Here is a 24,345-nt window from a genome sequence, read left to right on the forward strand (position 1 = left end):
CACTGGGCGCCACCGCCCGGGCGCCACCGCCCGCACACAGAGCGCGGAGCAAACCTCCCCCCCCCACCCCCATTCCCCGCCCCTCAGTCCCCCCAAGCCCCCAGCAGCCGCGTCACCGACCGGTCGAACACCTCGGCCGGGTCGGCCAGTTCGCCCGGGATCCCGGGCGCCTGCGCGAGTACGTCCGCCAGCAGCGGGTACTCGCCGGTCGCCAGCCGGGAGCCGAGCCAGGCCGCCCGTACGCCCTGTTCGGCGGCTTCGCTCCAGGGGAGTTGGCGGGCCCGCTCGGCCAGCGCCAGCTCGCCCGCCACGAAAGTGGCGACGGTGCCGTTGACCGCGGCGATCAGCTCCAGTTTCTCCCCGCCCGGGGCGTCGAGCGGCGCGAGGCAGGCCAGGCTGTGCTCCAGGTACCTCAGGGCGTTCGGGCCGAAACCGTAGACCGGGCTCAGCAGCCGGGGCAGCCAGGAGTGCCGGTGCATGATGGCCCGGGTCTGGCGGGCCAGCGCGAGCTGGTCGGCGCGCCAGTCTCCGGCGGGCGGGGTGAGGTCGTACTCCCCGCTGACCGCGTCGACCATCAGCTCGTACAGGTCCTCCTTGCGCGGCACGTAGTTGTAGAGGGACATGGTCCCGGCGCCGATCCCGGCCGCCACGCGCCGCATGGAGACGGCTTCGATCCCCTCCTCGTCGGCGATCCGCACCGCCTCGGCGGCGATCGAGTCGCGGCTGTGCGCGGGCCGGGGGCCGCGGCCCGCCCGCGGCGGGCGGGCCCAGATCACTTCCGGTTCAGCGGAGCGGCCGCTGGGTGTCATCGCTCATCACCTCGTCCATCGCCACCATGGTAGTTACGTACACCGTACGTAGTGCGATAGGGTGCGCGTCATGACTACTACGTACGCTGTACTTAGTGAGGGGCTGGAGAAGACGTACGGCGAGGTCCACGCCCTGCGCGGCCTCGACCTGGCCGTCCCGGAGGGCACGGTCTGCGGCCTCCTCGGCCCCAACGGCGCGGGCAAGACCACCGCCGTCCGGATCCTCACCACCCTCACCGCGCCCACCGGCGGCCGCGCCCTCGTCGCCGGCCACGACGTCGCCCGGGAACCGGCCGCCGTCCGCAGGACCATCGGATCCACCGGCCAATTCGCTTCGGTCGACAGGGACTTGACCGGCCGGGAAAACCTCCGGCTGTTCGCCCGCCTCGCCGGACTTCGAGGCCGGGCCGCCCGGGACCGCGCCGACGAACTACTGGAGCGCTCCGGGCTCGCCGACGCCGCGGACCGGGTCGCGGGCACCTGGTCGGGCGGTATGCGCCGGCGGCTCGACCTGGCAGCCGGACTGGTCACCCGGCCCCGCGTGCTGTTCCTCGACGAGCCCACGACCGGCCTGGACCCGGCGGCACGCGAGCAGATCTGGACGGCCGTACGGGACCTCGCGCGGGAGGGCACGACCGTGCTCCTCACCACCCAGTACCTGGAGGAGGCCGACCGGCTCGCCGACGACATCGTGGTCGTGGACCACGGCCGGGCCGCCGCCACCGGCACCCCGGCCGAACTCAAGGCCCGGATCGGCGCCTACGCCGAGGTCTGCGTCGCCGGCGCCGAGGGGCTCGCGGGCGCGGCGGCCGTACTCGACCAGCTGACGGGGGGCCTGCCCGCCTTGGATCCGGAGCGCCTCACCGTCGGCGCGACCGTCCTCGACCCCGGACTCACGCTGCCGCGGATCGTCCGGGCGCTCGACGCGGCCGCCGTCGCCGTCACCGACGCGAGCCTGCGCCCGCCCACCCTCGACGAGGTGTTCCTGCGCCTCATCGGGGCCCTTCCCGCCACCGAGCCCCAGGAGCACACCGCATGAGCACCCTGCTGTCCGACGGCGGCGCCGTCCTGACCCGCCAGTTGCAAAAGGCCCGGCACGCCCCGGCGCTGCTGATCCTCACCCAGACCATGCCGGTCACCATGCTGTTGTTCTTCGGCTACGTCTTCGGCAGCGCCCTCGCCATGCCGGGCGCCGAGTACCGGCAGTTCCTGGTCCCGGGGCTGCTCGCCGCCACCGCCGCGAACGGCCTGATGAGCGGAATGTTCACGGCCGCGCAGGACGCGCACCGGGGGGTGATGGACCGCTTCCGGACCCTGCCGATGAGCCGGACCGCGGTGCCGCTGGGGCAGACGGCGGCGGATCTCGTGACCACCGCGGTCTCGATGGTGCCGCTGATGCTGGTGGGACTGGCCATGGGCTGGCGGGCCGAGAACGGCTTCGCGGGAGCGGCCGGTGCCTTCGGCGTCCTGCTGCTGTTCCGCTTCGCCACCGCGTGGGTGGGCACGTACCTCGGCCTGCTGAGCAGGAGCGAGGAGGCGGCGGGGCAGCTCGGCGGCGCGACCTTCGTCCTGCCGATGCTCTCCAGCGCGTACCTTCCGACGGCCGGGCTGCCCGGGTGGCTGCGCACGGTCGCCGAATGGAACCCGATCAGCGCCGTCGCCACCGCCGTGCGCTCCCTGTGCGGAAACGTCGGGGGCGAGGTCGCCGCGGGGGCCGCCTGGCCGGTCGCGCACCCGGTCCCCGGGGCGCTGCTCTGGTCGCTGGCCCTGCTGGTCCTGTTCGTGCCGGCGGCCACCCGCAGGTTCGCGCGCGGCCTCGACTGAGCGCGCACCCGCCCTTCGGGGGGTGAGACCGCGTTCCGCCGGTGCCGCTGTCGCGGACGGAGGTGACAGATCACCCTCCGGGCCGGTAGGCAGAGGCTCATGGAACCCGATACGCACGCCACCGACCCGCTCCCGCTCGCCGGAATCACCGTCGTCGCCGTGGAGCAGGCCGTCTCGGCCCCCTTCGCCACCCGCCAGCTCGCCGACCTGGGCGCTCGGGTGATCAAGGTCGAGCGACCCGACGGCGGGGACTTCGCGCGCGGCTACGACACCGCCGCGCAGGGGCTCGCCTCTCATTTCGTGTGGGCCAACCGCGGCAAGGAGTCGATCGCGCTCGACCTCAAGGACCCGCGCGGCCGCGAGGTCCTGCACGGTCTGCTCGACGGTGCGGACGTGTTCGTACAGAACCTCGCGCAGGGCGCGGCCGCACGGCTCGGGCTCGACTCGGCCGCGCTCTGCGCGCGTTACCCCCGGCTGGTCGCCGTGGACGTCTCCGGCTACGGGGCCGAGGGCCCCTACGCCCACAAGCGCGCCTACGACATGCTCGTCCAGTGCGAGGCCGGCCTCGTCTCGGTGACCGGCACGCCGGAGCGGCCGGTCAAGGCCGGGATCCCGGCGGCGGACATCGCGGCCGCCATGTACGCCTTCTCGGGGGTGCTCGCGGCCCTGCTGCGGCGCGGGACGACCGGGCGCGGCGGCAGGGTCGAGGTGTCGATGCTGGACGCGCTCGCCGAGTGGATGGGGCATCCGCTGCACCACACGATGCACGGCGGCGAGCAGCCGGTGCGGACCGGCCTCGCGCATGCCGTGATCGCGCCCTACGACGCCTACGCGACGGCGGACGGGGACCGGGTGCTGCTGTCGGTGCAGAACGACCGGGAGTGGCGTCGGCTCGCCGAACAGGTCCTGGAGCGACCGGAGTTGGCTGATGATCCGGGATACGCCACCAATGCGGCGCGCACCGCGAACCGGGAGAAGACCGACGCGGTGGTCGCCGACGCCCTGGCCCGGCTCGGCGTCGACGAGGCGGTCGGGCGCCTGGAGGCGGCGGGCATCGCCTGCGCCCGGCTCAACTCGGTGGCGCAGTTGGCTGCGCACCCGCAGTTGGAAGCCCGGGACCGCTGGCGGGAGGTGGGCTCGCCGGCGGGCCCTCTGCGGGCCCTGCTGCCGCCGATCGGACTGCCCGGCGGCGCGGCACCGCACATGGGTGCGGTGCCCGCGCTCGGCCAGCACACCGAACTCCTGCTGCTTTCCCTGGGGATGACGGGCGAACAGATCGCGTCGCTGCGCCGGGACGGTGTCGTTCGCTGACCGGGCAGGGTTGATCAGGCCGGGGACGTAACGGCGGCGCCGCGGGGTCGGAAGGGGGGACGGTTACGAACGGCGGCTGCCGAAGAGCGTGCGACGCAGCCGCCGCAGCGGCGCGAAGAGCGAGACGCGCGCGCTCCGGCTCCGCAGGCGGTGCGTGTGGTCCCGCGAGGTGAGCTCGCGCATCAGCAGCGTCGCCTCGGCCGCGTCGCGGTGCGGGACGGCGGGTCCGCCGAGCACGGCAAGGTGGCGGTCGAGGCGCGAGCTGGCCGCGCTGCTGCCGCAGGTGATGGCAGGCACGCGAGGCGGCCTGCTGCGCATTGCTATCTGTTCCATGTCTCTCCCCACCCGTATGAGGGCACCCGGCCCACCGGGCAGGGTAACCCTATCGTCCCCACGTCGTGCTCGGGTATCCCGGTCGTGTGAATTGCCCCTGTAACGAGCGGGAGTTGACGACTACTCAGCGGAGTCATTCGTCACTCTCCGCACAAATCGGCCGGTTCTGGGGCGGGATGGGCGCGACACGGAGGCGCACGTGCGACTCCCGCGTGACGGGGGCCACGTCGGCCGGGCTGCGCTAACTTGGAGTGATCGCCCGGTGACCCGTGCGGGCCGCGCGGGACCAGAGACTTGTGAGGCTTGCGGTGACTGAGTCTGCGTCGAACGGGGACGGCGGCCCGGGGGTACCCCCGGACGGAGTCGGGGGGAACGTCGTCGCCGGACGGTACCGCCTGCTGGGGCCCCTCGGCCGCGGCGGGATGGGCATGGTGTGGCGGGCCCGGGACGAGGTCCTGGGCCGCGAGGTCGCCGTCAAGGAGGTACGGGCGCCGGCCGGGATGGACGCCGCGGAAGTGGACCGGATGTACCGGCGCCTGGAGCGCGAGGCCTGGGCCGCGGCCCGCGTATCGCACCGTGGCGTCGTCACGGTGTACGACGTGGCCACCGAGGACGGCCGGCCCTGGATCGTGATGGAGATCGTGCGGGGGCTCTCGCTCGCGGAGGTCCTGGCGGGTGACGGGCCGCTCACCCCGCAGCGGACCGCGCACCTCGGCGAGCAGGTGCTGTCCGCGCTGCGCTCCGCGCACGAGGCGGGGGTGCTGCACCGGGACGTGAAGCCCGGCAACGTGCTGATCGCCAACGACGGGCGGGTGGTGCTCGGGGACTTCGGGATCGCGAGCCTGGAGGGCGCGAGCGCCATCACCATGACGGGCGAGGTCGTCGGCTCCCCCGAGTTCCTCGCCCCGGAGCGCGCGCTCGGACGCGAACCGGGTCCCGAGTCGGACCTCTGGTCCCTCGGAGTGCTGCTGTACACGGCCGTCGAGGGGGTCCCGCCGTTCCGCAAGGACACCCCGGTGGCCACGCTGCGGGCCGTGGTGGACGACGGGTTCCCGCCACCACGGCGGGCCGGGCCGCTGACGCCGGTACTGGAGGGGTTGTTGATCAAGGACCCCGGGGACCGGCTCCCCGCCGCGGAGGCGGCCCGCATGCTGCGCGTCATCGGCGCCGGGGGCACCGTACGGGCCGCCGGCGGGCCGGTGTCGGATCGGGCGGCGGGACCGGCGCCCGGGGCGTGGCCCGACTCGCCGGGCTCCGCCGCGCGGCACGGGTACGGCCCGCCGGTGCCGGCGCGGACGCACGCTGCGGAGCCGGCGGCCCCGTACGGTTCGGCGCCGCCCGCGCCCCGGCGCGACGGGGCCGGACGGGCGCTGACCGGCGGGATCGTGGCGCTGCTGGCGGTACTGGCCGTGCTGGGCTGGCTGCTCCTGAGGGACCGCGGGACCGGCGCCGGCCCCGAGGTCGCTCCGACACCCACCCCGAGCGTCGCCCCGAGCGTCACGCCGAGCGACTCGCCTTCCCCGGCGCCCTCGCCGAGCGCGTCCCCTTCCCCCTCGGCGACGCCCCCGCCGAACCTCACCGTGTCGGCCCTCCAGGCCGTCCGGGCCGCCTATCGCGGGACCTGCCCCCCGCCCGCCGCGCAGGCGCCCGCCTTCACGGCCGACGTCGCGGTGGACCGCACTCCGGCACTGGTGGAGTACCGGTGGACCACGCGCAGCGGGGAGAGCTCCAGCCCCGGCTGGCAGAGCGTCACGTACCCGGCGGACGGGCCGGGGCGCGTACGGCTGGACCACACGGAGCTGACCCACTACCCCGACGCGACCTTCGCGGACGCGGTGCGCCTGGAGGTCCGGGCGCCGGCGGAGGCGGCTTCGGCCTGGCTGGAGTTCTCCGTGACGTGCGAGGAGGAGACCCCGACGGGCGGGGCCTCCTCCCCCGGCACGTCCGGACCGACCGCTTCCCCGTCACCGGAACCGGGTGCGACCGTCAGTCCGTGATGCCGTCGATCCGCGGCGCGTCAGTCCCGGACGCCGCCGTTCACCACCGCCGCCCTCAGGCCGCGCTGGTGAAGACCGGCAGGTAGCCGCCGGACTGTCCGGCGGCGGTGGGGTGGTACGACTCGCCGATGTTCAGCCAGTTGAGGCTGTGCAGCCACTCGCTGCCGGAGCAGATCTCGTGGCCGGTGAAGGAGCCGGCGACGGAGGCGAAGGCGAAGCCGTGGTTGGCGGCGCGCTTGGCGATGGCGGCGTTGAGGTAGTCGGCCGCTCCGTTGATGGCGGTGCGCTCGCCCTCGGTCAGTCCGGCGACGCAGGTTCCGTTGAGCTTGTAGAAGCGGGGATAGCCGAGGACGACCACACGGGCGCCCGGGGACCGGCTGTGGATGGCGTTGTAGACCGTGTCGAGCTGGCCGGGGAGGGTGGAGTCGACGTAGGCCTTGGCCTGGTTGACCCGGCTGACGCAGCTGGATTCGGACTGGAGCACACAGGTCGTCATGACGTCGGAGAAACCGGCGTCGTTGCCCCCGATGGTGATGCTGACGAGGTCGGTGCCGGCGTTGAGCGGTGTGAGCTGGCCGCTCATCACGTCGCCGGTACGGGCGCCCGAGCAGGCGGCGAAGGAGAAGGTCTGCGGAGCGTGGGCGGCGGCCCAGAGGGCCGGGTAGGCGCGGGTGGTGCGCTTGCAGTTCCCGCTGGCGCTGTCGTAGTTGCCGGCGCCGACGCCGGAGGAGTACGAGTCGCCGAGGGCGACGTAGCCGAAGTCGGCGGCGGCACCGGCCGGACCCGCGCCGAAGAGGGCCGCTCCCGCGGCGAGTAAGACGGCGGAGGCCAGGGCGGCGAGGCGAGGCATTCTCATGCTCATGTGTGCGGCTCCTTGTGGGGGGTTACTCCTGAGTCCGTGGTACAAGGAGCCGAGGTCCACTGGAAGTGTCCATGCCAAGAATGTTCGGGGCAGACATGCGGTCGGAATCTTCACCCGCACGGCGTTTGAAGAGGCGATCCCGCCACCCGTTCCGGCGAAACACGGGTGCATGAGGGCACTTCGTGCCGGATCATGGGCGCCATGCCAGCCAACCCGCAAGACGCACTGCCGATCCGGCTCAACGTCGACGACAGCGACTCCCCGTCGGACGTCGTCGACGCGCTGTTCCTCGGCCGTTTCGCGTCCGGCGAGCAGCCCTACTCGCACAGCGTGTCGATCGACCGGGTGAAGGCGGGCGCGACCCTCCTGCCGTCCCGGGCCACCGTGTTGCGCTCGGCGCGCGACAGCGACCGCAGCGCGACGCTCGCCGAGGGCGAGGGGTGGACCGTGCTCGTCTCCCGCTGGAGCCGGGGAGCCGACGTCACGGTGACGGCGGTCAGCGACGAACTCGCCGCCGGAGTGCTCGGCGAGGCCACCCAGGACGCGCAGGACGAGCCCGAACCGCAGCCGGAGAACGTCTCGATGGGGTTCTGGTACGTCTCCCCGCGCCGCGGCCCGTACCGGACGACCCGGCAGATCGCGGCGGGCACCTGGGCGGAGGTCCGGCCCAACTACACGGCTCCGGTGGCCGGGGCGATGGACCGGCTGATGAAGCTCACGCCCGACGACATCGCGGGCCGGCTGCTCCTGCTGCACGGTCCCCCCGGCACCGGGAAGACCTCGGCCCTGCGCACGCTCGCCCGGTCCTGGCGCGACTGGTGCCAGGTGGACTGCGTACTGGACCCGGAGCGGCTGTTCAACGACGTCGGCTACCTGATGGACATCGCGATCGGCGAGGACGAGGGCACGGCGAAGGGCCGCTGGCGGCTGCTCCTGCTGGAGGACTGCGACGAGCTGATCCGCGGCGAGGCCCGGCACACCGCCGGGCAGGCGCTGTCACGGCTGCTCAACCTCACGGACGGGCTGCTCGGCCAGGGGCGCAACGTACTGGTGGGCGTCACGACCAACGAGGACCTTGAGCGGCTCCACCCCGCGGTCGTCCGGCCGGGCCGCTGCCTGGCACGGATCGAGGTCGGCCGGCTCACGCACCGCGAGTCGGCGGACTGGCTCGGCACCGACGAGGGGATCCCCCGCGAGGGGGCGACGCTGGCGGAGCTCTACGCCCTGCGCCGCGGCACGACCGGCCCCTCGGCCCTGCTGCCGCCGCAGGGGCACGACACCGAGGCGGGGCTCTACCTGTAGGCCGTCGCGGCCCGACGCGCGGGGCGCGGGAGCGGCGCGCGGGCCCGGCACGCACGGGTCCGGCGCGCACGGCGACGACAATGGGGCGCGGCCGGACGCCCCCGCCGGCCGCGCACGCCCGCGGCGTGCACGACCAGGGGGGACCCACGAACAGGAGAACGCACGTGCCCGGACCGGCGCAGGAGAACCCCTTCCCCGACAGCCACGTCCTCGGTGAGGGCCCCGAGCCCCACCCCCAACTCCAGCCGGTACTGGGCCTCATCGGGCGGTGGCACGGACAGGGCAGCGGCGAGTACCCGACCCTGGAGCACGGCTTCCGGTACGAGCAGGAGATCACCTTCAGCCACGACGGCAGGCCCTTCCTGTGCTACGAGTCGCGCGCGTGGCTGATCGACGGCTCCGGGGCGGCCCTGCGCCCCGCGGGGCGGGAGGTCGGCTGGTGGCGGATCCTGCCGGACGCCTCCATCGAGGTCACGCTCGCCCACCCGACGGGAATCGTCGAGACGTACGTGGGGCACGTGTCCGGCACGGAGATCGAGATGGCGACCGAGACCGTGGCACTGACCCCCCGCGCCAAGGAGGTGACCGGCATGCGGCGCCGGTACGCCCTCCAGGACGGCGAATTGACGATCGTGCAGAAAATGGCCGCGGTGGGACAGCCCATGCAGCACCACCTCCAGGCACGCCTGCGGCCGCGCAAGGACTGACCGCGCGGTGTCAGCCGGCGTACCGAGCGCGCAGCGCGTCGAGTGCCGCCGCCGTCGCCTCCTCTACGGTCAGGCCCAGCCGCCGCGCCCGCTCCGCGTAAGCCTGCGCGGCGGCGGCCGCCTCCCGGAAGGACACGTCGCCGGCCGCCGCGACGAAGCTGCCGGCCCGGCCCCGCGTCTCGATGACGCCGTCCGCCTCCAGCGTCCGGTAGGCCTTGGCGACCGTGTTGGCCGCCAGCCCGAGCTCCTCGGCGAGGCCGCGCACCGTGGGCAGTTTGAAGCCGGCCGGGAGCCTGCCCGACCGCGCGCCCTGCGCGATCTGGGCGCGCAGCTGCTCGTACGGGGCGGCCGCGCCGGGGGCGCCGTCGAGGCGGATCTTCAGGTTCGTGGAAGTCGGGGTCACGCGGCCGATTGTCCCCCATGGGACCGGGGCGCCGGCCCCTGGTGCGGCCGGGATCCAGGCCCGCAGGCCCCGAAATTGGCGAGCGCGCACTCCCTGCGCGCCGTAACGTCACAGCCATGATCGCAACGATTCGGGACCTGCGCCCCAACGACTTGGACGACGCCGAATCCGTCGTGCGCGTGCGCCGCGCGGCGCTGCCCTTCATGATCGGCACCGCTCGCGGAGTGGCCTTCGAGCTCGCCTCCGCGCACCCCGCCAAGCGCTACCGCGTCCTCGTCGCCGAAGCCGGTGACGGGCGGGTGGTCGCCACCGCCCAGGTGGGCATCGTCTACGACAGCCCCGATCCCGGCCAGGGCTTCGTCAACGCCTACGTGGACCCCGCGCACCGCGGGCTCGGCGCCGGCGGCGCCCTGCTGCGCGCGGCCGAGGAGCACCTCACCGCCGAGGGCGCGAAGGACTCGTACGCCTGGGTCCTGGACGAGCCGCCCCACCGCGCCTTCGCCGAAGGGCACGGCTACCGCGCCTCCCGGTCCGCGCACTTCCTGCGCCTCGACCTCGCCACCGCCGAACTGCCCCCGCTACCCGCCCTGCCGGCCGGCGTCGAGCTGCGCCCGGGATCGGCCTTCGCCGCCGACCCGCGCCCGCTCTTCGAGGCCGACGCGGCGGCGAGCCTCGACGAACCGGGCGACGTGGCCACGGAGTTCGACGACTACGAGGACTGGCTGCGGCACACCTGGAACCACCCCTACCTCGACCGGGAACTGACCACGGTCGTGCTGGTGGACGGCGAGGTGGCGGCCTTCACCGCCGCCCACTGCGACGGGGCCGCCCGCTACTCCTCCGCCATGACCGGAACCCTGCGCGACTTCCGCGGACGGGGGCTGGCCACGCTCGCCAAGACCGACTCGCTGCTCCGGGCCCGCGCGGCCGGCTACACGGAGGCCTTCACCGGGAACGACACCGGCAACGGCCCGATGCTGGCCGTCAACACCCGGTTCGGCTACGAGATCTGCGCGACCGAGACCCGATTCACCAAGCGACTCACCCGAGGAGAGACCCCGCGATGACCGGCCGACCGACCCCCGGCTCCGACTCCAGCCCCGCCCCCGCCCCCGCCCTCACCGTCACCGTCACCCTCACCAAGGCGGGCCGCACCAAGATCAGCTACCCGGCGGAGCGGATCGCCGACACCGGCACCCGGATCACCGTACGGGCGCCCTGGGCGGCCGAGGGCGTGCGGGACTTCGGGTTCGTGCGCTTCGAGCCGGGCGACGTGTTCACGGAGCACTTCTGGCGCGACCGCTGGTACGCGGTGAAGGAAGTACGGACCGGCGAGGGCGTCCTCAAGGGCTGGTACTGCGATGTCACCCGCCCGGCGGTCGTCGGGGACGGAACGATCCTGATCGAGGACCTGGACCTCGACCTGTGGGTGTCGGCCGACGGTTCCACGGTGCTGCGCCTCGACGAGGACGAATTCGCCGAGAGCGGGCTCGCCGCCGCCGACCCCGGGGCGGCCGCCGAGGCCGTACGGGCCCTGGACACCCTCGAGGCACAGGCCAGGTCGGCCGCCGGAGTGGCCGCGCTGTACGCGTCGTGACGGGGCCGGCCGCGACCGCGTCGAGCGGCCACCGGGCCGCCGAGCGCCCGAGGACCCGAGCGCCCGAGGACCCGAGCGCCCGAGCACTGTCAAGCCCCGAAATGCAGCGGCGTGCACCGCCCGGCACGGCGCGGCCTACTGGAACCGGGCGCCTCGGGGCGCCGGAGAACGATCGAGGCAGCTCGATTCGGACGGGCACGCACGACGGGAGCCGGCCATGGCAATGGTGGGACTGTTCTGGATCACTGACGAGTCGGTGTACGTGGGTTCACCGCCCAATGCGGAAGGGCACTGCGTCCGTCTGACGTCCGAAGGCGTCCAGGCCCGGGGCCCGGACGGCGTACGGACGTGGCCGTGGCCGAGCCTGCGCTCCGCGGTCGTGGAGGCCGTTCCCGCGGAGGACCGCGCCAGGGTCGCGGGCCGCTTCCTGGCGGCGGTACTGGAAGCGGCGGTCACGCTGGGATCGGGCTACGGCGAGGGCCCGCCAGAGATGCTCTTGGTCCTCGAGACGCAGGACGGCACGGAGGAAGTACCGGCAGCCGCGGCGACCGCGGGTTACACCGCCCGGGAGACCGCTCTGTCCCAGCGCCTCCTGGCGCGCTTGCGGGAGGGCGCCTCGGACCTCCGCCTCCTCACGGCATGGAGCAGGGACCACGCCGGCGGGCCGCCGAAAGCCCGCGAGCGCGAAACCCTCCTGCGGGAGTGGACGGACGGGTGACGGGTGAGGATTCCACCGGCTGCGAGGGCTCCGCGGCGCCGCTTCCTGAGGCCCCTCTTACCCCTGCCTTAAAGGGACCCTAAGGATCGGCTCCTGGGGCCCGAAGGCGGTGGAACGGCCTTCGTGGGCGGTTAGTTTGGCTGGGCCAGGGAGGCCGGAGGCGGCGCCGCGGACCCGTAGGGGCGGCGCCGCACAGCCCCTGCCCACTGGCGCACCCACGACTCGCACTGCCCCGTGCCGTGCCCAGAGGAGATCCGCCATGTCCGCACGACGTACCGCCGCCCGTATCGCCGCCGCCGGTCTGGCCCCGCTCGCGGTGGCCGCGTACGCCGCCGCGCCCGCGGCCGCCCACGGTTCGATGACGGACCCGGTCAGCCGGGTGGCGGCGTGCTACGCGGAGGGCCCGGAGGCCCCGAAGTCGGCTGCCTGCAAGGCCGCGGTCTCCGCGAGCGGGACGCAGGCGTTCTACGACTGGAACGCGGTGAACATCGCCAACGCCGCGGGGCAGAGCAAGTCGCTCATCCCGGACGGACAGCTCTGCTCGGCGGGCAACAGCAAGTACCGGGGCCTGGACCTGGCGCGCGCCGACTGGCCGGCGAGCCCGATGGCGGCCGGCGCGCACACCTTCCGCTACAAGGGGACCGCCCCGCACAAGGGCTCCTTCGAGCTGTACGTGACGAAGGACGGATACGACCCGACGAAGCCGCTGAAGTGGTCCGACCTGGAGCCGGCGCCCTTCGTGAAGGTCTCCGACCCGAGCATGCAGAACGGCGACTACGTGTTCTCGGGCACCGTCCCGAACAAGACCGGCCGGCACCTGATCTACAGCGTGTGGCAGCGGTCGGACAGCCCGGAGGCCTTCTACACCTGCTCGGACGTGGTCTTCGGCAAGGACAACGGTGGAAGCGGTGCGGGGACGGGTACGGCCACCGGCGGTGCGGGGACGGGCGCCGCCACCGGCGGTACGGGCACCAAGCCCAGCGCGAAGCCGAGCTCCGCTCCCTCGGAGCAGCCCGCCGGGAAGCCCGCGGAGCAGCCCGCGCCCGGGCCCTCGGCCCCCACCGACCAGCAGATCGCCGACGGCACCGCCAAGTCCACCGTGGAACACGGCGGGCACGGGGACAACGACCCGAAGACGAACGCCCTGGCCGCCGCGGATCCGGTCCCCTCGCAGAGCGGGACCGACCTCGCGGAGACCGGCGCGAGCAGCACCACCCCGGCGATCGCGATCGCGGGGGCCGGCGTGCTGGCGGTCGGCGCGGCCGTGCTGTTCGGGCTGGCCCGCCGCCGGGTGACGCCGGGCCGTCACGGCCGCTGACCTGCGAATTCCGGGGCGGACCGAGCGGAGGGCCTGGCCGGGCGGGAGACCGACCGGCCGGGCCTTAGGCCGTCTCCTTCGGATCGTGCCGGGCCCGCCAAGATCCGAAAGAGACGACCTGGCGCCGTCAGGAGAAGACCGACGCGCAGGTGGTCCTTTCCGCGTGCGCCGGGTCGAGGGCGTTGACCGCCTCGTGCCAGGCGATCCGGTCGGTGAGCCCGATGGCCACGTGCTCCGACAGGTCCACCACGCACAGGTCCTGGAGCAGCACGTTGCGGACGTCCGGCCCGGTGAGGAACTGGCTCCGGTAGGGGGTGACCACCTCGTCGTACTGGGTGGCGATCACCGTGTACCTGACGCCGGGGACGGTGTCCCCGCCCGCGTTCAGCTTGTTCTGGAAGGCGGATCCGGCGATCTGGTCGGCGAGTCCGGGGGTGGCGGTGCTGATCAGGTCCTCGGCTCCGGGGAAGTACGGCAGCAGCCGGGTCAGCCCGGCGAGGGTGGTTCCGTGGTTGTCGGGGGCGAGCCCGACCAGGGCGTTGACCTTGGCGGCGCCGCCGAGGAACTTCAGGTAGTAGCGCGGCATCATGCCGCCCTGGGAGTGGCCGACGATGTCGGTCTCGGCCGCGCCCGTGGAGGCGAGCACCTTGTCCACGAAGGTGTCGAGCTGGCCGGCCGACTTGTCGATGGGGCCGAGTCCGTTGAAGAACGGCACGCCGGGCAGTTGCCCGTAGTCGAGGGAGTAGACGCAGTAGCCCCGGTGGACGAGGTACGGCGCGAAGCCTAGCCAGTTGTCCACGGAGTTCCCGAAGGTTCCGTGGACGAGGACGACGGGCCGGGGGTGGGCGGCGGACGGCTTGCAGGACCAGTTGTTCCAGCCGCTGCTCGGCGCGGCGGCGGCCTGTGCTCCGCCTGTGGGGGCGACGAGAGCGGCGGTGGTCAGGGTGAGGACGGCCAGCGGGCGGAGCAGGCGTCTCCAGGGCAGCATCGTGTGATCTCCTTGCGGGTCAAGGGGAGTAACGAGGGGATGGCGCGGGAATTACGTGGGGGTTCATCCCGTGATCCGGATCACAAGGGGTGCTGCTGCCGTTAAATTACGGGTGAGTAGCAACACAGGGAAGTTACGCGTCGGTAAAAGATGAGACGGGTTCCGCGGGAACCGTCCGGTGGGGGCCGCCCGGAGCGCCGTCATCCGTTCGGCCCGCCCCTGCTGCGTGGCGCCGCCGGTACGCCGAGCGTGTGAGACATGAACCAGCCCACGAACGCAGACTCAGGGCAGTCCGGCGGGTTCCTCGCCGAGATCAAGGACGCCGTGACCACCCGGGCCGCCTTGCTGGTCCTGGGCGTGCTCGCACTCCAGCTCGCCTTCATCACCTCGTACGTCGGGGCCTTCCACCACCCCAAGCCCAGCGAGATCCCCTTCGCCGTGGCCGGGCCGGTCGCCGAGCGGTCCGCGCAGCAGCTCTCGCGGCTGCCCGGCACACCGCTCGACGCCCGGGCGGTCGGGGACGAGGCGGCCGCGCTCGAACAGATCCGCAACCGGGACGTGGACGGCGCGCTGGTCATCGACCCGGCAGGCACGACGGACAAGCTGCTGGTGGCGAGCGGCGGCGGGGCGTCCCTGTCGCAGGCCCTCGAGGAGATCGTCGGCCGCGCCGAAAAGGCGCAGGGCCGCACCGTCCTGATGGTCGACGTGGCTCCCGCCGACGCGGGCGACGCGCGCGGCCTGACCTCCTTCTACCTGGTGGTCGGCTGGTGCGTGGGCGGCTACCTGTGCGCCGCGATCCTCGCGATCAGCGCCGGAGCCCGGCCCGCGAACGCCTCCCGCGCCGTCATCCGGCTCGGCGCGCTCTTCGTATACGCCGTCGCCGCCGGACTGCTCGGCTCGGTCATCGCCGGCCCGGTCCTGGGCGCGCAGCCCGGCAGCATCATGGCCCTGTGGGGACTCGGCACCCTCGTCGTCTTCACGGTCGGGGCGATCACCCTGGCCCTCCAGGGCCTCGCGGGCGTCGTCGGCATCGGCCTCGCGATCCTCCTGGTGGTCGTCCTGGGCAATCCGAGCGCGGGCGGCGCCTACGCCTACCCGCTGCTGCCGCCGTTCTGGAGGGCCATCGGCCCGGCCCTGCCGCCGGGTGCGGGCACCTACGCCGCGCGCTCGATCGCGTACTTCAAGGGCAACGGCGCGGGCGGGCCGGCGCTGGTCCTGGCCGGATGGGCGGTCCTCGGGTCGGTGGTCACCGTGGCCTGCGCGGTCCTGCACCGGGGCAAGGCGGGACCGGCGGTCGGCAGCGGTCTCCCCGAGGGCCCCGACGGGGACGCGCTGCCCGACAAGGAAGGGATCCGGTGACCCCTCCCGCCTTCGCGGCCGGCCGGCGCCGGCGCCGTGACGGGCTCAGCCCGCCCGGTGCACCACCTCGCCCGCGACCACCACGGTTTCGGCGACCGTGCCCGGGATCCGCTCCGGGGCGACGGCGAGGATGTCCCGGGACAGGACCACGAAGTCCGCCGCCTTGCCCACCGTCAGGGAGCCCCGGTCCGCGTCCAGGAAGTTCGCGTACGCCGAGCCCATCGTGTAGCCGTACACCGCCGTCGCCGCGTCCACCGTCTCCGCCGGCTGCCACGGGTCGCCGCCGCCGAGCGGGCGCCGGGTCAGCGCCGTGTAGATGCCGATCATCGGGTCCATCTCGGCGACGTTCCAGTCGCTGGAGAACGCCAGTACCGCCCCGGCCTCAGAGAGGCTCCGCATCGGCCACGCCTTGTGCCAGCGCTCCGCGCCCACGTTCTGCGCCCAGTCCTGGCCGGGGCCTGCGATCTCCGGCGCGCAGTGGCGGGGCTGCATGCAGGCCACGACCCCGAGCTCCGCGAAGCGGGGGACGTCCTCGGGGTCCAGGCACTCCACGTGGACGACCTGGTGGCGGGCGTCGCGCGGGCCGTTGACCTTCCGCGCGCGCTCCACGGCGTCGAGGACGGTGCGGATGCCCCGGTCACCCGTGGCGTGCACGAAGCACTGGAAGCCGCGCGCGTCCAGCGCGGTGAGGAGTTCCGCGAACTCCTCCGCCGGGTAGAAGGTCTCGCCGCGGTGCGATCCGCAGCCGGTGTACGGCTCCAGCAGCGCGGCCGTGCGCGGCTCCACCACGTCGTCGATGTAGAGCTTCAGGGGTCCCACCCGCAGCCGGTCCCCGGCGTACACGCGGGCCGCCGCCTCGAAGAGGTCGAGGTCCTCTCCGGTCGTGCCGCGCGGGTGGAACAGCGCGGCCACGATCCGCGAGCGCAGTCGGCCCTCGGCGCGTGCCCGCTCGTACAGTTCCAGGTCGTCCAGGGAGTTCTGCGGTTCCACGACCGTGGTGATGCCGAAGCCGATCGCGTCGTCGAGGCTCTTGGCGAGGCGGCCGTACTGCCGGTCCGGAGAGGCCCACGGCACGCCCAGGTCGCGCAGGGCGCGGTGACCGTCGCGGGAGAGGCCCTTGATGGCGAAGTCCTTGACGAATCCGGTGGGTTCGCCGCTGAGCGGGTCGACGGCCGCCGTACCGAAGGGCAGGTCGGTACGGTCCTTCGCGACTCCGAGCCGGCGCATCGCCGCCGTGTTGAGCCAGGCCGTGTGCACGTCGTAGGAGAGCACGATCGCCGGGGTGTCACCGGTGACCGGGTCCAGGTCGGCCGCGGTGGGCATGCGCCCGCCCGGGATCGCGGAGTAGTCGAAGGCCTCGGCCTCGATCCACTCGGCGTGGGGGTTGGCCTCGCGCCACTCGCCGATCCGGTCGAGGATGGCGTCCAGCGTCCGCACCCCGGCGAGCTGCACGCACGCGTCGTCGGAGCCGAGCCGGACGTGGTTGTGGGCGTCGATGAAGCCGGGCAGCACCAGTCGGCCGCCCGCGTCGATCCGCTCCGTACGGGGCCCCGCCCAGGCTTCGGCTTGAGCGTCCGGGCCGACCCAGACGATCCGCCCGTCGCGCACGGCGAGGGCTTCGGCCTCGGGCAGGCCGGGGTCGACGGTGTGGACGCGGGCTCCGGTGAGCAGCAGGTCGGCGGGGGCGGGGTGTGCCATGGGGTGGTGCTCCTGTGCAGAGGGACACGGGCGAGCCGTGCGGAGGTGGGGTAGAGGGGGCCCGGCCGGCCGGGGCCCCGTGCGGGGCGGGGCGACCGGAAGCCGGAAGAGGCGGGCTAAGCCGCCCTGGCGTACGCGGGCACCCGCCGGGCCAGCGCCCAGTAGGTGAGTCCGGAGACGACCGAGCCGAGCAGCGTGAGGTCCGCTCCGCCGAGCGGGGCCACCAGCGGCCCGGTCCACAGCTCGGAGTCGCAGGTCAGGGCGGCGAAGGTCATGCCGGCGAGCAGCGCGGCCATTCCGGCCGGGTGGTAGCCGGCGCGGTACCAGTAGGCGCCCGCGCTCCCGGCGTGCAGCGCGTCCGCGTCGTAGCGGCAGCGGCGCATCAGCATGTCGGCGAGGAAGACTCCGCCCCAGGGGGCGAACACGATGATCAGGAGGGAGAGGAAGGAGAGCAGCGAGGTGGTGAAGTCGGTGAGGAACAGCGCGGCGAGCGAGCCGGCGGCGGTCACGGCGGCGCTGATCACGATGGCCCGGGCCCGGCTCCACGGGATGCCGAGGACCTGGAGGTTCAGGCTGGAGGAGTAGAGGGTGATGATCGAGTTGGTGACGGAGCCGCCCAGGACGAGGGCCAGGAACAGCGGCTCGAACCAGCCGGGCAGCAGGCTCCCGGCTCCGGCGACGGCGTCGGTCATATCGGTCTGGGTGGCGGCGGCGACGCCCGCGATCCCGAGGGCGACGGAGGAGACGAAGCCGCCCAGCGCGCCCGCCCAGGTGATCGACTTCAGCGTGGTGGTGCGGGGCAGGTAGCGGGTGTAGTCGGAGGGCATCGGCAGGTACGAGAAGGGCCCCGCGAGCATCACGACGAAGGCCAGGCTCCAGCCGGACAGCCCCGGGACCACGGCGTCGGCCGGGGCGCCGGTCTCGGCGCCGGGCAGGACGAAGACCAGGAGGGCGCCGAAGCCCACGGCGAGCACGTAGGCCATCCAGCGCTCCGCGAACTGCACGGTGGCGTGGCCCCACATGGCGACGGCGAAGGTGAGCGCGAGGGTGACGCCGAGCGCGAGGGCTCGTACCGAGGTTCCTGCGCCCAGTCCGACTTCGGCGAAGAAGACCTCCAGGGCCAGGGTGCCGACGACGGTGTTGACGATGGTGTAGCCGATGCTCACCACCCAGTTGAGGACCCCCGCCGGCCAGTTGCCGCGTACGCCGAAGGCCGCGCGGGAGATGACCAGGGTGGCGGTGCCGGTGCGGATGCCGCTGAGGCCGGCGGCGCTGACCGCGAAGAAGGACAGCCCGCTGATCACGACCACGGCGGTGGCCTGCCAGAAGGAGAGCCCGAAGGCGACGGCGAGGGCGCCGTTGATCACGTAGGTGAAGGTGAGGTTGGAGCCGAACCAGAGCCAGAAGAGGTCCATGGCTCCGCCGTGCCGTTCGGCGTCGGGGATGGGGTCGATGCCGTGCGTCTCGACTCTGAAGACCTCGTCGACGTCGGCCGTCGTCTCCTGCTGCGCCATGCGTCTGCCCCTGACCTTCGACCTGGCGAACCGCGACGCCGATATTGAACGACGTTCTAAGTTCTTGAATGGCATTCAAGATGCGCCGCGAATCGAGGCCCGTCAAGACCCTGTCCGGGATAAGGTCGGCCCACGAAGATCGGGAAGGGGGTCCGGGTGGCAGGAGCAGCGGGAGCGGCACGTCGGCGCGACGGGCTGATCGCCCAGGAGCGGATGCTGGAAGAGGCCATGACGGCGATCGCCGAGGACGGGCTCGCGACGCTCACCATGTCCGCGCTCGCCGAACGGCTCGGCACCAGCGGCGGCCACATCCTGTACTACTTCGGCAGCAAGGACCGGCTGCTGCTGGCCGCGCTGCGCTGGAGCGAGCAGCAACTGGCCGGGGAACGCAGTGCGTTGCTGGCCCGCCGGGTCACCGCCCACCGCAAGCTCGCGCTCTTCCTGGAGCTGTACCTCCCGCGCGGACCCCGCGACCCGCGCTGGACGCTCTGGATCGAACTGTGGGCCCGCATCCCCGCGAACGAGCCGCTGCGCGCCGCCCAGCAGGAGATCGACGACGGCTGGCAGCGGGACCTGGAGGCGCTGCTCGCCAAGGGCGTGGAGCAGGGCCGCTTCGCCCCCGGCCTCGACGTCCCGGCCCGCGCCTCGGAGCTGCTCGCCCTGCTGGACGGGCTGAGCACCCGCGTGGTGCTGGGCCAGCGCGGCGCCGACCGGACCGCGTCGATGGAGCGCGCCCGCTCGGCGGCGGCCCTGCTGGTCCCGCACACCTGAGGCGCCCCTCCACGGCCCCGGGCCCGCGCGCCCCGAGCCCGCGCGCCCCGAGCCCGCACGCCCCGAGCCCGCACGCCCCGGGCCCGCACGCCCCGACCCGGCCCGCCCCGGGCCCGCACGCCCCGACCCGACCCGGCCCGGCTCGGATGTGGCCCGACCCGCTCCAGGCCGAGCGACGAGAATCGGTCGGGCGCGCCGCGCCCGACGCGTCCTGGACCAGTCCGTGCACCCTCCAGCCGTCCGCCACGGCGGGAGCTCCCATTGCGCGCGAAGTGCGCCCTACCGCGCTCCTCCCACAGCGAGCACAATCACCGTGACGAGTCGCGGCGACCATGAGGGGGGTGCGCGTGCGCAGTCAGGTGCGCGTGGCGGACGGACGGAGTCTGACGGTGGAGCGCTGGGGCGATCCGTACGGCAAACCCGTGTTCCTGCTCCATGGCATGCCCGGAAGCCGCCTGGGGCCGGCGCCCCGGGGGATGGTCCTCTACCAGCGCCGGATGCAGCTCATCGCCTACGACCGGCCCGGCTACGGCGGCTCCGACCGACATCCGGGACGCACCGTCGCCGACGTGGCCGGGGACGTGGCCGCGATCGCCGACGCCCTGGGCCTGGACACCTTCGCCGTGGCCGGCCGCTCCGGCGGCGGTCCCGGCGCGCTGGCCTGCGCCGCCCTGCTCCCCGAGCGGGTCACCCGGACGGCGGCCCTGGTCCCCCTCGCCCCCCGGGACGCGGAGGACCTGGACTGGTTCGATGGCATGGCCGAGTCGAACGTGCTGGAGTACTCGACGGCCGGCCGGGACCCCGAGGAGCTCGCGGCCCGGCTGATCCCGCGCGCCGCCGGCATCGCGGCGGACCCGGGACGGCTCCTGGACGAGCTGCGCCGCGAGCTCACGGCCAGCGACCGCATGATCGTCGCGGACGCGGGCCTGCGCGGGATGCTGCTGCGCAACTACCGCGAGGGGGTCCGCACCTCCGCCTACGGCTGGATCGACGACATCATCGCCTTCTCGACCCCCTGGGGGTTCGACCCCGCCGACATCCGCTGCCCGGTGCTGATCTGGCACGGAGAGCTCGATGTGTTCTCGCCCGTGGGCCACTCCCGCTGGCTGGCCCGCAGGATCCCCGGCGCCACCACCACGATCGACCCGGCCGCCGCGCACTTCGCGGCGCTGCGCGCGCTGCCCGACGTGCTGACGTGGCTGCTCAGGGACCTGCCCGTCCCGCCCGTGAGCGAACAGCAGCCGGCATAGCGCCGGCGCCGGAGGCCGCCCGCACCCCCGGAGCGGGCGCCGCCGGAAAGGAAAAGGATCTTGCCGTCGGGCAAACGGCCGAATACTCGGACCCGTCCCGTTCGGTTCAGACTTCCCAAAGACGCTTGACCAGCCGTCACACGCCGGTGGACGACAGCTCAGGTTGTCGCCCACCCGCGGGCGTTTAGCACGCCGAAGGGTCCGCAGGCAGGTAAAGTCCGCGCCAGGCACCGACTTATTGTCGATGTCAACCCTGCCCATTCCCCATGACCTCCCCGAGGACGGCGTCATGAACACCTCCGCAACCCCCCCGACCGGCACCGTCAAGGTCCGTCGCGTCCCGCTCGACCGGATCGACGTCCGCGGTTCGCGCGCGGCCGCCGCCCTGGGTCGCGTCCTTCCCACGGAATCCGGTCGGCAGGTTCAAGCGCCGATCTTCAACTCTGCACTCTGACCCGGAAGTACGCGCTCTAGACTGGTGGAATGACCGGCCTGATCGCATTTCGCGAGATCGTCCTGAAAGTTCACAGCAGATGCGATCTTGCTTGTGATCATTGCTATGTCTATGAACACGCAGATCAGAGCTGGCGAGCCCGACCGAAGGTGATCTCCCCCGAGGTCGTTTCCCACACCGCGTCGCGGCTCGCCGAACATGCGCGCGCACACGCACTTCCCTCCGTCACAGTGATCCTGCATGGAGGGGAACCGCTACTGGCGGGGACCAGCCGACTCAGGCTGGTCTGCGAGGAATTCACCCGCGCCCTCGACGGCGTCGCCGCCCTCGACCTGCGCATTCACACCAATGGGCTCCAGCTCGGTACCCGCTATCTCGACCTCTTCGCCGAATTCGGCGTCAAGGTGAGCGTCTCCCTCGACGGAGACCGCGCGGCCAATGACCGCCACCGGCGCTTCGCCGACGGCCGCACCAGCCACCCGCTCGTCCTGGCCGCCGTGGACCTCTTGCGCACCGATCCCTACCGGCACCTCTACCAAGGCCTGCTCTGCACCGTCGACGTGGCCAACGACCCGGTCGCCGTGCTCGACGCCCTCGTGGAACTGGCTCCGCCGCGCGTGGACTTCCTGCTCCCCCACGCCACCTGGCAGACACCCCCGGTCCGGCCGGACGACGCCCCCGACGCCTACGCGCGCTGGCTGCTGCGCGTCTTCGACCACTGGGAGCGCCGCGGGCGGCCGGTCCCCGTACGGCTCTTCGACTCGCTGTTCTCGACCCTGGGCGGCGGGCCCAGCCTCACCGAGTCCCTGGGGCTCGCGCCCACCGACCTCGTCGTGGTGGAGACCGACGGGACCCTGGAGCAAGTCGACTCCCTGAAGAGCGCCTTCGAGGGCGCCGCCGCCACCGGGTTCAACGTCTTCGACCACGCCTTCGACCTGGTCGCGTCCCACCCGGGGGTGCGCGCCCGGCAGCTCGGCCTGGCGGGTGTCAGCGGTACCTGCCGCCGGTGCCCCGTCGTGCGTTCGTGCGGAGGCGGCCTCTACACGCACCGCTACAAGCCGGACCCGGCCGACCCGGCCGGGGACGGTAGCTTCGACCACCCTTCCGTCTACTGCACCGACCTGCGCGAACTCGTCGACGGCGTGGCCGGCCGTACGAGCGTCCGCGCGAGCGCGCCCGAGCTGTCCGACCCGGCCGTACTCGCCGCCTCCCAGGAGCAGCTGACCCGGGACCTGCTCGCCCTCTTGAACGACGGCCGTACGGGTGATCCCGACTGGGACCGGGCCTGGGGCGTGCTGAGCGCGGTGGAGCGGGCCGGGGACCCGGGCGCGGACGCGCTGGACGCCGTACTGGCCCACCCCTTCACCCGGACCTGGGTCATGGCCTGTCTCGACGCCGGGCGCGAAGGACGCGGCGACGGGCCGGGGGCGGCCCGCCGGCTGAGCGCCCTGGCCGCCGCCGCCGTCCTGCGCGGTGGGCTCGACCTGCCCGCGGAGGTCGCCTACCGGGACGGCGAGGTCTACCTGCCGACGCTCGGGCTGCTGCGCCTGGGCGAACCGGGCACCGACGGGAGGGCCGCGCTGTACGCCACCGAGGACGGGTACGCCGTACGGGAGGGAAGCCGCTCGGAGCACCGTTTCGGGCCCGCCGCGGGAGACGCACGCTGGCAGCCCGTACGGACCTGGTCGCCCGGGCCGGACGCCGCCCCGGTGGCCCTGGAGGACCTGGACCCCCATCGCAACTGCTTCGCCCGCCCGCCCCGGCTGCGGCTGGGCGCCGGGGAGGCCGAGGAGTGGCGGGAGCGGCTCGACGGGGCCTGGGCACTGCTGCACGCCTCGGTGCCGGACTTCGCGCTGGCCGCCGCCGCCGGACTGACCACGCTGACCCCGCTCGCGGGCGGCCCGCGGGCGGGCGGCTGGGGCGAGGCCGGGCGGCACGGGCCCGGCGCGCTCGGAGTGCCGTACGCGGCGGGGGTCGCGGAGACCGCGCTCGCGCTGCTGACCGGATGGCGGCGGGCCCGGCTGCAGGCGCTGACCGAGGTGGCCGACCTGTACGCGCTGGACGGGGAGTGGCAGCACCCCTCGCCGTGGCGGGAGCGTCCGGTACCCGTGTCCCGGCTGCTGGCCGACGTACACGAGCGGGTCGCCGTGGAGGCCTACCGCCGGGCGACGGCGAGCGCGGAGCCGGGCGGGGCGGAGCGGATCAACCGGGCTCTGGACCGTCTGTCGGGGGCGGCGGAGCTGACGACCACCGGCAGCCGGCTCGTGGAGCAACTGCGCTGGGAACTCAAGGCGGTCGACGCGTGAGTCCGCTCCCGGGGCCGGGCGCCCAGCTCCGGCGGCTCGGCGTCCGCCCCGGCATGCGCCTCCTGGCGCATGCGGCCCTCGGCGGTACGGGGCTGCGCGCCGAGGCCGTGCGGGACGCCCTGCTCGGCGTCCTCGGCCCGCGCGGCACCCTGGCCGTGCCCGCCTTCACCCCGGAGAACTCGAAGACCTCCAGCGCGCACCTGGAGCGGATCGCGGGCCTCTCCGAGGAAGGGGTGCGGGCCTTTCGCGAACGGATGCCCGCCTTCGACCCGGAGCGCACACCGAGCCACGGCATGGGGGCCCTCGCCGAGGTGGTGCGCACCGCGCCGGGGGCCGCGCGCAGCGGGCATCCGCAGACCTCTTTCGCCGCGGTCGGCGAGGGTTCCCGAAAACTGTGCGCGGGACACCCTCTGACCAGCCATTTGGGCGAGGAATCACCCTTGGGAAAGATGTGCGGGGAGGGATGGGGGGTGCTCATGATCAATGTGGGCTTTTCCGCCTGCACCGCCTTTCATCTCGCGGAGTATCGAATTCCGCAGCGCCCCTTGCGCATGTACGAGTGTGTGGTGAAGGTGAACCTTCCGGGGCTCGTCGGGGGGCAGCCGGGAGAGTCCGAGGGGGAAGGGTGGACCGCGTACGAGGACACCGCGCTGGATGACAGCGATTTCGCCGAGATCGGCAGGTCGTTCCCGGAAGACCGGGTACACAGGGGGTATGTGGGGAGAGCACCGGCCATGCTCTTCTCGCTTCCGGATGCCGTCGATCACGCGCTTGAATGGATGACCGAAAACAGACGCTGATTGACTGAACCATGAGGGGATGTG

The 24,345-nt window shown here is 73.5% G+C and carries 23 protein-coding genes; 16 read left to right on the forward strand and 7 right to left on the reverse strand.

What is annotated here, in order from left to right; all coding sequences use genetic code 11:
• Window positions 1-83: 83 nt before the first annotated feature.
• Entirely contained in the window at window positions 84-809 is a 726-nt protein-coding gene (locus tag ACFWBY_RS30400) for a TetR/AcrR family transcriptional regulator (protein ID WP_385335374.1), read from the reverse strand.
• A gap of 70 nt (window positions 810-879) precedes the next feature.
• On the opposite strand from ACFWBY_RS30400, the gene ACFWBY_RS30405 reads away from it, so the two are divergent.
• From ACFWBY_RS30405 to ACFWBY_RS30415, 3 genes are all read left to right on the forward strand, one after another.
• Window positions 880-1,848, forward strand: coding sequence for an ATP-binding cassette domain-containing protein (locus ACFWBY_RS30405; protein ID WP_385335372.1), 969 nt, complete (start codon window positions 880-882; stop codon window positions 1,846-1,848).
• Window positions 1,845-2,633, forward strand: coding sequence for an ABC transporter permease (locus ACFWBY_RS30410; RefSeq protein WP_385335370.1), 789 nt, complete (start codon window positions 1,845-1,847; stop codon window positions 2,631-2,633). The genes ACFWBY_RS30405 and ACFWBY_RS30410 overlap by 4 nt, the downstream gene beginning before the upstream one ends.
• Before the next feature lie 99 nt (window positions 2,634-2,732).
• Window positions 2,733-3,944, forward strand: coding sequence for a CaiB/BaiF CoA transferase family protein (locus ACFWBY_RS30415; protein WP_385335368.1), 1,212 nt, complete (start codon window positions 2,733-2,735; stop codon window positions 3,942-3,944).
• A 63-nt stretch (window positions 3,945-4,007) separates the two neighbouring features.
• Here the strand turns inward: ACFWBY_RS30415 and ACFWBY_RS30420 are convergent, their stop codons facing one another.
• Complete coding sequence (locus ACFWBY_RS30420) at window positions 4,008-4,277, reverse strand: hypothetical protein (protein WP_385335366.1); 270 nt, start codon at window positions 4,275-4,277, stop codon at window positions 4,008-4,010.
• Window positions 4,278-4,585: 308 nt separating this feature from the next.
• Here ACFWBY_RS30420 and ACFWBY_RS30425 point away from each other — a divergent pair, with 308 nt between their 5' ends.
• Window positions 4,586-6,274 (forward strand): protein kinase, encoded by a 1,689-nt coding sequence (locus tag ACFWBY_RS30425; protein ID WP_385335364.1) that lies wholly within the window; start codon window positions 4,586-4,588, stop codon window positions 6,272-6,274.
• Window positions 6,275-6,329: 55 nt separating this feature from the next.
• On the opposite strand, the gene ACFWBY_RS30430 is transcribed toward ACFWBY_RS30425, so the two are convergent.
• Complete coding sequence (locus ACFWBY_RS30430; protein ID WP_385335478.1) at window positions 6,330-7,130, reverse strand: SGNH/GDSL hydrolase family protein; 801 nt, start codon at window positions 7,128-7,130, stop codon at window positions 6,330-6,332.
• Window positions 7,131-7,337: 207 nt separating this feature from the next.
• Here ACFWBY_RS30430 and ACFWBY_RS30435 point away from each other — a divergent pair, with 207 nt between their 5' ends.
• Together ACFWBY_RS30435 and ACFWBY_RS30440 are read left to right on the forward strand one after the other, a co-directional pair.
• Window positions 7,338-8,438 carry a DUF5925 domain-containing protein gene (locus ACFWBY_RS30435; protein ID WP_385335362.1) on the forward strand — a complete coding sequence of 367 codons (1,101 nt, stop codon included), beginning with the start codon at window positions 7,338-7,340 and terminating at the stop codon, window positions 8,436-8,438.
• A gap of 164 nt (window positions 8,439-8,602) precedes the next feature.
• On the forward strand, window positions 8,603-9,145 hold the full coding sequence (locus tag ACFWBY_RS30440) for an FABP family protein (protein ID WP_385335360.1): 543 nt from the start codon (window positions 8,603-8,605) through the stop codon (window positions 9,143-9,145).
• A gap of 10 nt (window positions 9,146-9,155) precedes the next feature.
• Here the strand turns inward: ACFWBY_RS30440 and ACFWBY_RS30445 are convergent, their stop codons facing one another.
• Window positions 9,156-9,548, reverse strand: a complete 393-nt coding sequence (locus ACFWBY_RS30445) for a GntR family transcriptional regulator (RefSeq protein WP_385335358.1) — start codon at window positions 9,546-9,548, stop codon at window positions 9,156-9,158.
• A 116-nt stretch (window positions 9,549-9,664) separates the two neighbouring features.
• On the opposite strand from ACFWBY_RS30445, the gene ACFWBY_RS30450 reads away from it, so the two are divergent.
• The 4 genes from ACFWBY_RS30450 to ACFWBY_RS30465 all read left to right on the forward strand — a co-directional run bounded on the left by ACFWBY_RS30450 (window position 9,665) and on the right by ACFWBY_RS30465 (window position 13,181).
• Window positions 9,665-10,615 (forward strand): GNAT family N-acetyltransferase, encoded by a 951-nt coding sequence (locus tag ACFWBY_RS30450; protein WP_385335356.1) that lies wholly within the window; start codon window positions 9,665-9,667, stop codon window positions 10,613-10,615.
• A complete protein-coding gene (locus tag ACFWBY_RS30455) occupies window positions 10,612-11,145 on the forward strand; it encodes a DUF402 domain-containing protein (RefSeq protein ID WP_385335353.1) in 534 nt (177 codons plus the stop codon). Before ACFWBY_RS30450 ends, ACFWBY_RS30455 begins: the two co-directional genes overlap by 4 nt.
• Before the next feature lie 217 nt (window positions 11,146-11,362).
• Entirely contained in the window at window positions 11,363-11,863 is a 501-nt protein-coding gene (locus ACFWBY_RS30460; RefSeq protein WP_385335351.1) for a hypothetical protein, read from the forward strand.
• Window positions 11,864-12,122: 259 nt separating this feature from the next.
• Entirely contained in the window at window positions 12,123-13,181 is a 1,059-nt protein-coding gene (locus tag ACFWBY_RS30465; RefSeq protein WP_385335349.1) for a lytic polysaccharide monooxygenase, read from the forward strand.
• 127 nt (window positions 13,182-13,308) lie between these two features.
• Here the strand turns inward: ACFWBY_RS30465 and ACFWBY_RS30470 are convergent, their stop codons facing one another.
• Window positions 13,309-14,169, reverse strand: coding sequence for an esterase/lipase family protein (locus ACFWBY_RS30470; protein WP_385335347.1), 861 nt, complete (start codon window positions 14,167-14,169; stop codon window positions 13,309-13,311).
• Between the two features lie 258 nt (window positions 14,170-14,427).
• Here ACFWBY_RS30470 and ACFWBY_RS30475 point away from each other — a divergent pair, with 258 nt between their 5' ends.
• Window positions 14,428-15,528: a DUF3533 domain-containing protein gene (locus tag ACFWBY_RS30475; RefSeq protein ID WP_385335345.1), complete on the forward strand. Its 1,101-nt coding sequence runs from the start codon at window positions 14,428-14,430 to the stop codon at window positions 15,526-15,528.
• Between the two features lie 45 nt (window positions 15,529-15,573).
• Here the strand turns inward: ACFWBY_RS30475 and ACFWBY_RS30480 are convergent, their stop codons facing one another.
• Both ACFWBY_RS30480 and ACFWBY_RS30485 read right to left on the reverse strand, forming a co-directional pair.
• A complete protein-coding gene (locus tag ACFWBY_RS30480) occupies window positions 15,574-17,226 on the reverse strand; it encodes an amidohydrolase (protein ID WP_385335343.1) in 1,653 nt (550 codons plus the stop codon).
• Window positions 17,227-17,342: 116 nt separating this feature from the next.
• Entirely contained in the window at window positions 17,343-18,740 is a 1,398-nt protein-coding gene (locus tag ACFWBY_RS30485) for a purine-cytosine permease family protein (protein ID WP_385335341.1), read from the reverse strand.
• Between the two features lie 213 nt (window positions 18,741-18,953).
• Between ACFWBY_RS30485 and ACFWBY_RS30490 the strand changes: the two genes are divergently transcribed.
• The 5 genes from ACFWBY_RS30490 to ACFWBY_RS30510 all read left to right on the forward strand — a co-directional run bounded on the left by ACFWBY_RS30490 (window position 18,954) and on the right by ACFWBY_RS30510 (window position 24,321).
• On the forward strand, window positions 18,954-19,511 hold the full coding sequence (locus ACFWBY_RS30490; RefSeq protein ID WP_385335476.1) for a TetR/AcrR family transcriptional regulator: 558 nt from the start codon (window positions 18,954-18,956) through the stop codon (window positions 19,509-19,511).
• A 347-nt stretch (window positions 19,512-19,858) separates the two neighbouring features.
• A complete protein-coding gene (locus ACFWBY_RS30495; protein ID WP_385335474.1) occupies window positions 19,859-20,761 on the forward strand; it encodes an alpha/beta fold hydrolase in 903 nt (300 codons plus the stop codon).
• Between the two features lie 289 nt (window positions 20,762-21,050).
• Window positions 21,051-21,215: an FxSxx-COOH cyclophane-containing RiPP peptide gene (gene fxsA, locus ACFWBY_RS30500; RefSeq protein ID WP_385335339.1), complete on the forward strand. Its 165-nt coding sequence runs from the start codon at window positions 21,051-21,053 to the stop codon at window positions 21,213-21,215.
• Between the two features lie 29 nt (window positions 21,216-21,244).
• On the forward strand, window positions 21,245-23,521 hold the full coding sequence (gene fxsBH, locus ACFWBY_RS30505) for a radical SAM/SPASM protein FxsBH, inactivated beta-hydroxylase extension form (protein ID WP_385335337.1): 2,277 nt from the start codon (window positions 21,245-21,247) through the stop codon (window positions 23,519-23,521).
• Window positions 23,522-23,574: 53 nt separating this feature from the next.
• Window positions 23,575-24,321 (forward strand): aminoglycoside N(3)-acetyltransferase, encoded by a 747-nt coding sequence (locus tag ACFWBY_RS30510; protein WP_385335335.1) that lies wholly within the window; start codon window positions 23,575-23,577, stop codon window positions 24,319-24,321.
• Window positions 24,322-24,345 lie beyond the last annotated feature (24 nt).

This window comes from Streptomyces sp. NPDC060049, from assembly GCF_042736715.1.
Taxonomy (GTDB): domain Bacteria; phylum Actinomycetota; class Actinomycetes; order Streptomycetales; family Streptomycetaceae; genus Streptomyces.